Origin of the sequence: Parafrankia sp. EUN1f (assembly GCF_000177675.1) — a bacterium.
GTDB lineage: Bacteria > Actinomycetota > Actinomycetes > Frankiales > Frankiaceae > Parafrankia.
In genome coordinates this window covers 1-12,822 of record NZ_ADGX01000065.1, presented here as the reverse complement: position 1 = coordinate 12,822, position 12,822 = coordinate 1, and the positions used below count along the sequence as shown (strand labels likewise).

The 12,822-nt window shown below is 74.5% G+C and carries 7 protein-coding genes; all 7 read right to left on the bottom strand.

Annotation, left to right across the window (positions count from 1 at the left end):
- Window positions 1-26 precede the first annotated feature (26 nt).
- Window positions 27-1,253: a hypothetical protein gene (locus tag FREUN1FDRAFT_RS19910; RefSeq protein ID WP_006541953.1), complete on the bottom strand. Its 1,227-nt coding sequence runs from the start codon at window positions 1,251-1,253 to the stop codon at window positions 27-29.
- A gap of 62 nt (window positions 1,254-1,315) precedes the next feature.
- Window positions 1,316-2,689, bottom strand: a complete 1,374-nt coding sequence (ccrA, locus tag FREUN1FDRAFT_RS19905; RefSeq protein WP_006541952.1) for a crotonyl-CoA carboxylase/reductase — start codon at window positions 2,687-2,689, stop codon at window positions 1,316-1,318.
- 44 nt (window positions 2,690-2,733) lie between these two features.
- Complete coding sequence (locus FREUN1FDRAFT_RS19900) at window positions 2,734-3,519, bottom strand: arylamine N-acetyltransferase (protein ID WP_006541951.1); 786 nt, start codon at window positions 3,517-3,519, stop codon at window positions 2,734-2,736.
- Between the two features lie 103 nt (window positions 3,520-3,622).
- Complete coding sequence (locus tag FREUN1FDRAFT_RS19895) at window positions 3,623-7,048, bottom strand: type I polyketide synthase (protein ID WP_006541950.1); 3,426 nt, start codon at window positions 7,046-7,048, stop codon at window positions 3,623-3,625.
- Between the two features lie 19 nt (window positions 7,049-7,067).
- Window positions 7,068-8,210 carry an RNA-guided endonuclease TnpB family protein gene (locus tag FREUN1FDRAFT_RS19890; RefSeq protein WP_035952502.1) on the bottom strand — a complete coding sequence of 381 codons (1,143 nt, stop codon included), beginning with the start codon at window positions 8,208-8,210 and terminating at the stop codon, window positions 7,068-7,070.
- A 160-nt stretch (window positions 8,211-8,370) separates the two neighbouring features.
- Window positions 8,371-10,191, bottom strand: coding sequence for a bifunctional 3-(3-hydroxy-phenyl)propionate/3-hydroxycinnamic acid hydroxylase (locus FREUN1FDRAFT_RS19885; RefSeq protein WP_006541948.1), 1,821 nt, complete (start codon window positions 10,189-10,191; stop codon window positions 8,371-8,373).
- Window positions 10,192-10,337: 146 nt separating this feature from the next.
- A partial coding sequence (locus FREUN1FDRAFT_RS19880; RefSeq protein WP_006541946.1) for a type I polyketide synthase occupies window positions 10,338-12,822 on the bottom strand: 2,485 nt, incomplete at its 5' end.

The following is a 12,822-nucleotide window of genomic DNA, read 5'->3' as shown; positions in this document are numbered from 1 at the left end:
TGCCCGCCGCCACCGTCGTCCGGATCTCAGCGCGTCACCGACCAGACGAAGCCGTGCACGGACCCGTTCTCGTGGATGCCGTAGCCGAGCACCAGGCCGTCGTCGTTGACGTCGATCGCGTAGGTCAGGACGAAGCCCGCCGGCAGGCCGAGGTCGATCGCCCGGCCGCCCCGCCACAGAGCGGCATGCTGGCGGTTGTCCGCGGCGGTGCCCCACCCGACGACGTCACCGGTCTCGTTGAGCGCCAGCGCCTGGCTGGGCTTCCCGCGCACGAGCACGCCCAGATCGGTGAGCCGGCCGTTCGCCCAGGAGACCGCGTGCCAGCCCGTCGGGGTGGCGCTGCGACCGACGACGACGCCCGCGTTGTTGACGGCGTGCGCCTCGGTCTCCAGCCCGGCGAGGGTGCCGATGTCGGTCAGCTTCGCCGGACGGCCACCGGCGGCGGGCGTCCACACGAAGCCGTGCGTGCGCTGCCCCGCCGACGCGACCGCGCCGTACCCGACGAGCTGGCCCCGGTCGTTGAGGCCGGTGACGGTCGTGGTCGAGCCGAACGGCCCGACGTCGACGGTGCCGGACGGGCTCCAGACGAAGGCCCGGTCCGGCTGGTCACCCTGGCGGCCGGTGCCGAACACCTGGCCCGCGGCGTTCAGGCCCACCGCGGTGGTCTCCGGGAACGGCGCGATCACGGTGCGGACGCCGTTGTCCCAGAGGGCCGGCCGGCCCTCCTCGACGAGCAGCACCTGCCCGGCGTCGTTGAGGGCCAGCGGATGGCTGTTGCCGCCCGGCGCGGAGATGTCCGTCGGGGTCGTGCTCCCGGCCGGCCAGAACAGCGAGTGCAGGGTGCCGCCGACCGTGGTGTACCCGGCGACCGCGCCGGCGGTGTTCAGCCCGACCGGGAAGCTGAACACGCCCGGGTCGGCCGTCGGCGCCTCCAGCCGGGTGATCGTGCCGGCGGTCCAGGTGAAGGCCTGGAGCGGCTGCGTTCCGCCGATGGCCCCGTAGGCGGCGACCGTTCCGCGGTTGTTGACGATCCGCGGGATGATGCTCGTCTGCAGGAGGTCCGGCGCGCCGAGGTCGGTGACCGTGACCTGGGGGCGGGGCTGCGCCGCCGTCACCGCGCTCGCCGTGGGCGCACTGGCCACTGCCCCGCCCACCAGCGTGACCAGCCCGGTGCCGAGCGCCGCCCGTCTCGTGTGCCGATCGCGCCGCACCGGGGATGCCTGCCCGCCGGCCGGGATGGGAGAGGAGACCATGGGCCGATCGTGGCAGCGACGGCCCGGCCGCGACTCCCCTAGGCAGCCCCTGACCGCATGCGTCAGGAGGCCGCGTCGACGAGCGCCCCGGCGCCGGACCTGACCGGGTCCGCCTGGCGGAACAGGGTCAGCCGCTCGACGCCGATCCGGGCCCGCGCCGCCTCGTCGGTCACCCCGAGCCCCTCGCGGGGCGCGAGGCCCAGCACACCCACCTTGCCCACCTGCTGGTTGCGCTGCACGAGCCGGGCGGCCTCGCCGACCTCCGCCAGCGGGTAGACGGTCGACAGCGCGGGGATCGTCTGGCCGAGTGAGACCAGCCGCATGGTCTCGGCCTGCTCCGCCAGGTTGGCCGCATGGCTGCCGATGATGCGCTTCAGGTTCATCCAGAGATAGCGGTTGTCGAAGACATGCTGATAGCCGGTGGCCGAGCCACAGGTGATGACCGTCCCCCCGCGTCGCACGCTGAAGACGGAGATCCCGAAGGTGGCCCGCCCGATGTAGTCGAAGACGATGTGCGGGTCCTCGCCGAGGGCTGCCCGGATGACCCGGCCCAGCCGCTTCCCGAGCTTGATCGTCTCGTCGTTGTCGGCCGGATGCCCACCCAGCCCGATCTCCTCGCGGTTGATCACCAGCTCGCAGCCGAGCCGCCGCAGCAGCTGCGCCTTGTCGTCGGAGCTCACGATCCCGATCGGGATGCCGCCGCCGTTGCGGACGAACTGCACCGCGTAGGAGCCGAGCCCGCCCGCGGCGCCCCAGATCAGGACGATGTCGCCCTGCTTGATCCGGGCGCCCCGGTCGCTGACGAGCATGCGGTAGGCGGTGCCCCCACACAGCGGGATCGACGCGGCCTCCTCCCAGGTCAGGTGGGCGGGCTTGGGCAGCAGCTGGCTCGCGCGCACCACCGCGTAGTGCGCGAGCCCGCCGAAGTTCGTCTCGTAGCCCCAGGCCCGCTGGCTCTCGGCGAGCATGCCGTCCGCGTGCGTCGCCGGCTCCTGGTCGTCGACCTGGATGGGGCTGACCACGACGTGGTCGCCGACCCGCCAGCGCCGCACGCCGCTGCCGGCGCGGACCACCACGCCGGCAGCGTCCGACCCGACCACCTGGTACGGCAGGTCGTGCCGGGCGTTCCACCCGCCGAGCCGGGCGTAACGCCGCAGCGCGTCGAACGTCGGCACCGGCTCGAAGGTCGCCGACCACACCGTGTTGTAGTTGATCGAGCTCGCCATGACGGCGACGAGCACCTCGTCCGGCGCCAGCTCGGGAAGCGGGACGCGGCCCAGGCGCAGGGTCCGGCGCACGTCCTTGTCGGCGACACCGCGGAAGACGTCGACGTCCTCGGCGCGCAGGTGCGCGGCGAGATACTCGGTCGGTACCGGGGCGCGTTCCAGCTCCTCGGGTGAGGCTCCGGTGAGCACGGCTTCGCTGAGCGGGTCCATGGCTGCTTCCTCGTCAGGTCGGGAACCATCGGTTGATCGCGGGATCATCGGACCGCCGTGTCTTCCGTGCGCAGGATCTCGGCGAGCAGCCGGCGGTGCTCGGCCGGATCGGCGATGCCGCGGATGTGGTCGTGGCCGCCGTCCACCGTGCAGTACCGCTTGCCGATCATTATTCGCTGGCCGTTGTCGAACGCGCGGCCGCGGATCACCGTGCTCGCCTTCGCCGCCCGGGTCGCGAACGCCGTCATGTCCGGTGTCGGGGCACGCCACTCGGCGATGCTCCGGGCCTGTGCGCGGAACCGGTAGGTGGAGGCCCAGTCGCCCCGCTGGCCGCGGCGCTGCAGGAGGTGGTAGCCGTCGAGCTGGATCACCCGGAACTGGTTGCCGTACTGGTGCTGGGCCTCGTCGCTGATCCGGATCGGTTCGAGGAACGACGGGCCGACGAATCCCACGTCCGCCATGAGCAGCTCGCCGTCCAGGCGCACGTGGTTGAAGAGGTGCTCCCGGTCCGGGCCGTAGGTGCCGTCGAGCTGGCGGACACCCGCCGAGAACACCCCGACGTCGAAGCCCAGCTCGGTGAGCAGCAGGCGGAACAGGCCGTTCAGTTCGAAGCACACACCGCCGCGGCCACCGACCACGATGGCGTCGAAGGTGGCGTCGGCGTCGATGTCGACGTCGCGCCACAGGTCGACCCCCCGGCCCAGGTTCAGGACGCTGTCGTACGGGATCGCGATCAGATGTCGCTTGTGCAGGTCTCGCAGGGTGTCCAGGGTGGCTTCACGCGGCCCGGAGTACCCCAGGGCCGCCAGGTATGTGTCCACGTCGAACATGTGCGGTCGTCCACCTTTCGGGCCACCGGTCCGCCGGCCCGCCCGACCGCCGCACGGACGTGCGGGCGTGGCCGGAGCGGAAGCCGGGGCGGGCCGGCGTCGGTCAGGAGACGGGCAGCTCGGCGTGCGGCCCGTCCAGCTCGCGCAGCAGGGCCCGCAGTCGCGCCGCGACCCGGTCCCGCCGGATCTCGTCGCGCAGCGCGGCCGACAGGACGGCCTCGGCCCGTTCCAGCGTCTCCTCGTCGGCGGGCCCGGCCTGCGCGGCGGGCCCGGCCTGCACGGCTGCGGCGGTCGTCCCGTGCGCGGCGAGGTCGGCGGCCAGCAGGGTCTCCAGGTGCTCGGCGAGCTCGGCCGGTGTCGCGTGGTCGAACAGCAGCATGGCCGGCAGCTCCTGCCCGATCGCCGCGGCGAGCCGGTTGCGGAGCTCGACGGCGGTCAGCGAGGTGAAGCCGATGTCGAAGAAGATCCCGTCGGACGGCACCGCCTCGGGGTCGGTGTGCCCGAGCACCGCGGAGGCCTGGCCGCGGACCGCGTCCATCAGCACCTGCCGCCACCGCGGCGGCGGCGCGGCGGCCAGCGCCGCCAGCAGGGGCCGCTCGGGCGGCGTGGCGGCCGGCTCGTCCACAGGCAGGGCGGCGGCACCCCGCTCCCGGCTGGTCTGGCCCCGGCTGGACGGGGGGGTCAACCAGTACCGCTGGTGCTGGAAGGCGTACGTGGGCAGCTCGATCCGCTCCGCGGCCGCCGCCTCGAACGCCGGACCGAAGTCCACCGGGACCCCGCGCACCTGCGCTGCCGCCACCGAGCTGAGCACCCGCGCCACCGTGCCGTCGTCGCGGCGCAGCGAACCGCTGACGACAGCCGCCAGGCCCCCGAGGTCGTCGATCGTCTCCTGAACGGCGGGCGCCAGAACCGGATGCGCACCGTTCTCGACGAACACCCGGTGGCCGGAGGCGAGCAGCTCGCGGACCGCGGCCTCGAGCTGCACCGGCTGGCGCATGTTGCGGTACCAGTAGGCGCTGTCGAGGGCGCCCGTCGTCACCCAGGCCCGGTCGGAGGTGGAGTAGAACGGCACGCGCGGCGGCTGTGGGTCCAGGCCGGCCAGCGCCTCGGCGAGCCGCTCCCGCGTTCCCTCGGCGTACGCGGTGTGGGTGGCCCGCCCGTTGCGGATGCGCCGGACCCGCACGCCCTCGGCGGCGTACCCGTCGAGGAGCTTGTCGAGGGCGCCGGTGTCCCCCGCGACCACGACCGAGGCGGGGCTGTTCACCGCGGCGATCTCGACCCGGCCGCCGAAGTCCCGCAGCCGCTCGGCGACCCGCTCCGCGGGCAGCGCCACGGCCGCCGACCCGCCGCCGACGTGGTCGGCGATGATCCGGCTGCGGCGCACGATGATGCGGACGGCATCGTCCAGGCTGAGCGCGCCGGCGATGTAGGCCGCCGCTATCTCCCCCTGCGAGTGGCCCGCCACCGCGTCCGGCCGCACCCCGAACGACTCCCACAGCCGCGCCGTCGACACCGCGACGGCGAACAGCGCGGACTGCACCACCTCCAGCCGGTCCAGCGACGGCGCCCCCGGCTCCTCGCGCAGCACCGCCGGCAGGGACCAGGGCACATGCGCCGACAGGGCGCGGTCCACCTCGGCCACGGACGCGGCGAACACGGGGGCGGTGTCGAGCAGTCGCGCGCCCATCCCCGGCCACTGCCCGCCCTGACCGGGGAACAGGAACACGACGCGGCCCTCGACGTCGGCGCTGCCCGCCACCACGTTCGGTGCCGGCACGCCGGCGGCCAGCGCGTCGAGGCCGTTGAGCGCCTCCTCCCGGGAGCCGGCCACCACCACGGCCCGGCTGGCCAGCCTGGTCCGGGTCGCCGCCAGCGACAGCCCGATGTCGGCCAGGCGCGCCCGCGGCCGCTCCCGGACGAACGCCGCCAGCCGCGCCGCCTGTGCCCGCAGCGCGGCCTCGGACCTGCCACTGACCACCCAGGGCAGAGCCTCGACCGGCGGCCGCGCCTCGCCGGACAGCCGGTGCTCGCCGGACAGCCGGGGCCCGGCCGGCGGCGGGACGTCCTCCGCCCGCTCGGGCGCCGGCGCCTGTTCGAGGAGCACGTGCGCGTTGGTGCCGCTGACCCCGAAGGACGACACGCCGGCGCGGCGCGGACGGCCGACCTGGGGCCACGGCTGCGGCGTGGTCAGCAGCCGCACGGCCCCCGACTCCCAGTCCACCTGGGTCGACGGCTGGTCGACGTGCAGGGTCCGCGGCAGCACGCCCCGGTTCAGCGCCTCGACCATCTTGATGATCCCCGCGGCACCCGCCGCGGCCTGGGTGTGGCCGATGTTGGACTTCAGCGAGCCGAGCCACAGCGGCCGGTCCGCCGGCCGGTCCCGGCCGTAGGTGGCCAGCAGCGCCTGGGCCTCGATCGGGTCGCCGAGCCTGGTGCCGGTCCCGTGGCCCTCGACGGCGTCGACGTCCGCGGGCGAGAGCCCGGCACCCGCGAGGGCCGCCCGGATCACCCGCTGCTGGGCGGGACCGCTGGGCGCGGACAGGCCGTTGGAGGCTCCGTCCTGGTTGACGGCGGTCTCCCGGATGAGCGCGAGCACACGGTGGCCGGCGCGGCGGGCATCCGAGAGCCGCTCCAGCAGCAGGACCGCGGCGCCCTCGCTGAAGCCGGTGCCGTCGGCGGCGTCGGCGTACGCCTTGCACCTGCTGTCCGGGGCCAGTCCGCGCTGCTTGGACACCTCCACGAACACCGACGGCATCGTGATCACCGTGACGCCGCCGGCCAGCGCCAGCTCGCACTCACCGGCCCGCAGCGACCGGACCGCCAGGTGCGTCGCCACCAGCGAGGACGAGCAGGCGGTGTCCACCGTCAGCGAGGGCCCTTCCAGACCGAGGGTGTAGGACACCCGGCCGGACAGCACACTCCCGGTGTTGCCGATGCCGACGAACCCCTCCAGCTCCGCCGGGACCGTCCACGGATCAGCCGCGTACCCGCTGTGCATGGCGCCGGCGAAGACCCCGACCCGCCGGCCCCGCAGTGAGGTCGGCTCGATCCCGGCCCGTTCGACGACCTCCCAGGACAGCTCCAGCATCAGCCGCTGCTGCGGGTCCGACGCCAGCGCCTCACGCGGCGAGATGCCGAAGAACTCCGCGTCGAACGCGGGTGCCGCCGGCACGAAGCCGCCTTCCCGGACGTAGGCGGTGCCGGGGCTGTCCGGATCGGGGTCGAACAGGGTGTCCAGATCCCACCCTCGGTCGTCGGGAAACGCGGAGATGCCGTCTCCGCCCTCGCTCACCAACCGCCACAGGTCCTCCGGCGAGGCGACGCCGCCCGGAAGCCGGCACGCCGCCGCGACGATCGCGATCGGCTCCGCGGACGCCGCTGCGAGCCGCTCGTTCTCCTGCTGGAGCCGCTCGTTCTCGATGAGCGACGCGCGCAGCGCCTCGACAAGGCGGTCCTCAGAGTTCTTGACATTCTCACCGGCCTGAAGGCCGGTGATTCCCACCCTCACGGGCGGGTTTTCCTGCTTCATCGACAGACGCCTCCCTGCTCTAGGAGCGGAGTGGTCTGACTCCGTCTCCACAGGCTGACACCGTGAGCCCCACGGCCAGAATGTTCCGCGCCGCGTTCACGTCCCGGTCGTGCACCACACCGCAGCGGCAGGCCCACTCCCGAACGTTCAACGGCAGACTGTCCACGACCGCCCCGCACACCGAACACGTCCTCGATGACGGGTAGAACCGGTCGACCGCGATCACCCGCCGGCCGTACCAGCCGGCCTTGTACTCCAACATCCGCCGCAACTCCGACCACGACGCGTCGGAGATCGCCCGGGCCAGGGAACGGTTCCGGACCATGTTCCGCACCGCCAGATCCTCGATGACCACCGTTTGGTTCTCGCGGATGATCCTCGTGGACAGCTTGTGCAGATGATCCCGGCGCCGGTCCGCGATCCGACCATGGACCCGGGCGACCCGAGCCCGGGCCTTCGCCCGGTTCGCCGAACCCCGCGCCTTGCGGGACAGCGCCCGCTGGGCGCGGGCGAGCCGTTCCCGATCCCGCCGCTCGTGCCTCGGGTTGGCGACCTTCTCCCCGGTCGACAGCGTGACCAGACTGGTGATCCCCGCGTCCGCCCCCACCCGTCCCGCCGACGGCGGCAGGGCGGGGATCGTCTCCTCGACCAGGATCGAGACGTGGTACTGGCCACGGCTGTTCCGGGACACCGTGACCCGCGACGGCACCGCACCAGCCGGCAACGGACGAGACCACACGATGTCCAACGGCCGATCCTGCTTCGCCAGCGTGATCCGACCATTCCGAAAGGTGAAACAGTTCCGGAAGTAGGTCGCGGAATCGGTGGTCTTTCCTTTCCTCTTGAACGTCGGGTAGCCCGCCCGCTTCTCCCAGAAGTTCACATACGCGACCTGGAGATACCGCAGTGCCGCCTGCAGCGGCCCTTTCGACGGCTCGGCGAGCCACCGCGTATCCGGCTCGCGTTTCCACGCTGTGAGCATTCGGTCGGTCTCGGCATGACCGACCCGGCGCCGCTCCTCGGTCCAGGCGCGGTGCCGTTCGGCCAACGCGCGGTTGTACACATAGCGCACACAGCCGAAAGTTCTCGCGAGGTTCTCTACCTGTTCCGGATTCGGGTAGAAGCGGTACCTGTATGCCAGCTTCACCACCCGACTCCCCATAAGCGGCAGAATACAACACCCGACCGCCGCCTTGACGGCCGAGTTGACGCGCTAACCCCGACCCGAAGGACGAGGCCTGCGCGCTACCTTTCTCGGTCATCCGCATCTCCGTTAGTCCGGGCTTCCCGCGCCAGTCGATGAGGTGATTCTTTTTCCGGGGTCACCGCCGCCCGGCGCTCGCCGCGGCGTCACCGCGCACCACGCCCGGGTCGCGCAGGCCCGCCAGCAGGTCCTCCACCAGCCGCTCGGCGGAGTCATCGCCGTCGGCCGGCCGGACCGCGCCGAAGAGATAGAAGTCGGGCCGGACCAGCAGCGTGGTGGCGCCGGCGGCGGCCAGGGCGGGGAGATAGACGTCGTCGACGTCGGCGACGGTGACACCGCCGACAGCGGTGGCCGCACCGGCCGGGGTGGCTCCCGCGTCGGTGAGCCCGCCGTCGGTGAGCCCGCCGTCGGTAAGCCCGCCGTCGGTAAGCCCGCCGTCGGTGAGGCCGTCGGGCGCGGTCTCACCGTTCGGGTCGGTGCCGGGAACGATCCGCACCACGCGCCCGCCCAGGCCCGCGAAGGCCGCCCGCGCGTCGGCTCCCAGCAGGTTGTCGAGCGGGTCGGTCGTGAGCAGGACGAAGCCGGGTCCGACGAGGTCGTCGAACAGCCCGGTCGTCGTTCCGAGGCGGACCCGGCCCTGGGGCAGGAGGCCGCCCACCGCGACCCCTGCAGGGTTCGGCGGCGGCGTGCCCGCGCCGCGCAGGAAGCCCTCGGTCAACGGCTGCACGGCGGACCGGGCATCGTCGCGGCGCAGACCCCGCCGCCGCATGGCGATCATGATCTGGTCGCGGTCCCGCGCGGCCGACGGATCGGTCTGGCAGATCACCTGCCCCAGGTTCATCGAGGCGTCGACGGCGTAGCGGACGTGGCGGACGCGCTCGGTGGAATAGGTGTCCAGCAGGTCCGCCGACGCGTTCCCGCCGAGCACCAGATCGAGCTTCCAGGCCAGGTTCGCCGCGTCGCGAAATCCCGAGCACAGGCCCTGCCCCGCGAACGGCGGCATCAGGTGCGCCGCGTCCCCGGCGAGCAGCACCCGCCCGATGCGCCACCGATCGGCGTATCGGGCCTGGAAGGTGTAGATGGCGTGGCGGAGCAGGGTGGCGTTGTCCGGACGCAGGCCGAACAGGCTCAGCAGCCGCCAGGCCGTCTCCGGCCGGCCGAAATCCTCGACGGATTCCGCCGGCAGGCGCATGAACTCCCAGCGGCGATAGCCCGGGCCCGCCGACACCGCGGTGCGGGGGCGGGCCGGATCACAGATCTGGAGATTGTTCGGTTCGTACACGGCCGGTTCGTGCGGGACGACGTCGCAGGTCAGCCAGTCGTTGAAGTAGCCGAAATCGGTCATCGGCGCGCCCACCGCCGTCCGCACCACGCTGTTCGCCCCGTCGCACCCGACGACCCAGCGAGCCCGAAAGCGCCGCCGAGCGCCGGCAGGCGGATCGACGGCCCCCGTGCCCGCGTCGTCGACGGTCTCCAGCTCCACATGCCCGCCCCGGTCCGTCAGGCCGACCACCCGCTGGCCGCGCAGCACCCGCAGGCCGGGCAGGTCGGCGCCGCGTCGGGCCAGCGCCTCCTCCAGCGCCGGCTGGTACATCGACGTCGCGTCGGGCCAGCCGAAATAGCCGTGCTCGGCGACGTCGACGTGCAGCAGCACCTCACCAGCCGCGTTACGCCAGGTGTAGTCCCGCGCCGGTTCACCGAACACGCCCAGCGCCGGTCCGATCCCGGCCAGCGCGAGGATGCGCGCCGACTCCCCGTCGAAGGAGACCGCCCGCGGCCGCGGGTACGGCGCCGGCCAGCGTTCGAGGACGGTGACCCGCCAACCGCGGGCGGCCAGCAGGATCGCGGTGACCTGCCCGACCGGGCCGTAGCCGACGATCAGCACGTCCGCCTCGCCGTCCTCGTGGGCCGGCTCCGCCCGCCCGGCCTGCGCGCTCATCGGGGACCCGCCGCGGTCCGAGCGGTCCGAGCGGTCCGGGCGGCGCGGGCGGTCCAGGCGGTCCGGGCAGTGCCGAGTGTGTCGGCGGGCAGGTCACGGGATGTCGTCATGGGGGCTCCCTCCGAGTCGGGCGGGGACCGGGCGGCTCAGCGCGCCCGGCCGAGCGCGCGGGCGATCAGGGCGTCGGCGTCCATCGCGGCGATCAGGTCCACCGCGGCCGCGGCGTAGGCACCGGCGTCGGCACCGACCGTGACCGGCGGGGCTGGGCGCCCGGCCCCGGCTGCCGCCTCGCTGTCCGCCTCGCCCGGGCCCGGAGGCGCGAGCTCGGCGGCGAGCCACTCGGCGAGCGCCAGCGGGCTCGGATGGTCGAACACCACGGTCGCCGGCAGCGCGACGCCGGCCTCCGCGGCCAGCCGGTTACGCAGCTCGACGGCGGCCAGCGAGTCCACCCCCAGCTCGCGGAACGCCCGGTTCGCCGCGACGCCGGCGGGCTCCCGATGGCCCAGCACCGTCGCCGCGTGGCCACGCACCAGCTCCAGCAGGAGCCGGTCGCGCTCGCCGGGTGCGAGGCCGGCCAACCGCGCACGCAGCGTCGGCCGGGCGACGCGACGGGCCGGCGACGCATCGACCAGCTCGCGCAACAACGCGGGCAGCCGGCCTTCGGCGGCCTGGAGGCGCAACGCCGCCTCGGCGAAGCCGGTGGCCACGAGCAGCGCGGTCCCGGGCCCCGCGTCGCCGGTACCACCCGCGCCGGCCGGCGCAGCCGGGCGATCCCGCACGGCCGGCACAGCCGAAACGGCCGAAACGGCCGGCGCACCGGCGGCGCGCACGGCGGCGTCGAAGAGGGCCAGGGCCTCCTCGTCCGGCAGCGCCCGCACACCCTCACGTGCCAACCGGGCGTGGTCGGCGGCGTCGAGCTCGCCGGTCAGGCCGCTGGCCCGAGCCCACAGCCCCCAGGCGACCGACACCGCCGGCAGGCCGAGGCCGCGGCGCAGCCGCGCCAGGCCGTCGAGGTAGCCGTTGGCCGCCGCGTAGTTCGCCTGCCCGGCGCCCCCGAACACACCCGCCCCGGAGGAGAAGAGCACGAAGGCGGCGAGGTCGATCCCCGCGGTCAGCCGGTGCAGGTTCCAGGCCGCGTCCGCCTTCGGCCGGAACACCGTCGCCAGCCGGTCCGCGGTCTGGGCGGCCAGCACGCCGTCGTCGATGGTTCCGGCGGTGTGCACGACGGCGGTCAGCGGACGCGCCGGCGGGATCTCGGCGAGCAGTGCGGCGATCGCGTCGTGGTCGGCCGCGTCGACGGCCGCCACCCGCGCTCGGGCTCCCACTTCGGCCAGCTCGGCGACCAGAGCCGGCGCCCCGGGCGCGGCGAGGCCGCGCCGGCTGAGCAGCAGCAGGTCGCGCACCGCGTGCGTCCGGACGAGGTGCCGGGCGACCAGCGCCCCCAGGGTGCCGGTCCCCCCGGTGATGAGGACCGTCCCGTCGGCGAGGGTGGGGCGAGGCGGCTCGGCCACCTCCGGGCCGCTCGCCGCCGCCGGGACTGCCGCGGCCGACCCGCTGATCGGGACGACACGGGGTACGAGCAGCCGTCCCGACCGAACGGCGACCTGCGGCTCGCGTGCGGCGACCGCCGCGGCCACCGCCGTCGCGAGGCTCCCGGAGTCGGGACCGGCGGTGCCCCAGCCGGCGGAGTCGGGACCGACCTCGTCGGTGTCGACCAGGATGATCCGGCCGGGATGCTCCGTCTGGGCCGCGCGCACCAGTCCCCAGACCGCGGCCGCGCCCGGGTCGGCGACGGCCTCGTCGGGGTGGGCAGCGTCGACGGCGTGCCGGGTCAGCACCACCAACGGCGCTCCGGGCGTCGGCGCGGTGTCCTGCTGGAGGCGTTCCCGCAGCCACTCGAGCGCGTGGGCGGTCAGCGCGCGGGCCGCGCCGGGCTCGGCGGAGAGCGGCGCGGCGGTCAGGTCCAGCACCCCGCCCGAGACCGCGGACAGGGCTGCCGCGGGTGATGACCCGGCGGCCTCGCCCGGGGAGGGGGACGGCTGCGGGGCCGTCGGCGCGGACAGCGGGATCCACGCGAGCCGGAACAGCGAGCGCGGGCCGCCTCCCGCGAGGGCCGCCACCCTGTCCTCGGCGATCGGCCGTGACACCACGGCTTCGACCGTCGCCACTATGTCGCCCACGCCATCGTCGTCCACCGGCGGCGGGGCGGCGGCATGAAGGGTGAGGGTGAGCCCGTCCTCGTCGCCGCCGGTGGGCACGGCCCGGACCCGCAGCCGCGCCGCACCCGGGGATCGCACCGTGACACCCGTCCAGGCCGAGGGCACCATCACCTGACCCGGTGCGGCGGCGGATGGGCCGGCCGCCGGTGGCCCGACTGCGGTCGCGGCCCGCAGCGCCGCGTCGAGCAGGGCCGGATGCAGCCGGTATCGGCCGGCCTCGGTGCGCAGCGCCGGCGGGAGCGTGACCTCGGCGTACACCTCCCGGCCCCGGACCCAGACGGCGTCGATGCCCTGGCTCGCCGCCCCGTCCCCGTAACCGGCGGCGATCAGCTGTCCGTCGAGCTCCTCGGCCGGGACGGGACGCGCGTCGGCAGGTGGCCAGGCCTGCCCCGCCGGCCAGCCGCCGGGCGCG

Excerpts from the sequence above, each read along its gene's own strand:
- FREUN1FDRAFT_RS19910 (WP_006541953.1), bottom strand. The coding sequence starts at position 1,253 with ATGGTCTCCTCTCCCATCCCGGCCGGCGGGCAGGCATCCCCGGTGCGG.
- ccrA (WP_006541952.1), bottom strand. The coding sequence starts at position 2,689 with ATGGACCCGCTCAGCGAAGCCGTGCTCACCGGAGCCTCACCCGAGGAG.
- FREUN1FDRAFT_RS19900 (WP_006541951.1), bottom strand. The coding sequence starts at position 3,519 with ATGTTCGACGTGGACACATACCTGGCGGCCCTGGGGTACTCCGGGCCG.
- FREUN1FDRAFT_RS19895 (WP_006541950.1), bottom strand. The coding sequence starts at position 7,048 with ATGAAGCAGGAAAACCCGCCCGTGAGGGTGGGAATCACCGGCCTTCAG.
- FREUN1FDRAFT_RS19890 (WP_035952502.1), bottom strand. The coding sequence starts at position 8,210 with ATGGGGAGTCGGGTGGTGAAGCTGGCATACAGGTACCGCTTCTACCCG.
- FREUN1FDRAFT_RS19885 (WP_006541948.1), bottom strand. The coding sequence starts at position 10,191 with ATGAGCGCGCAGGCCGGGCGGGCGGAGCCGGCCCACGAGGACGGCGAG.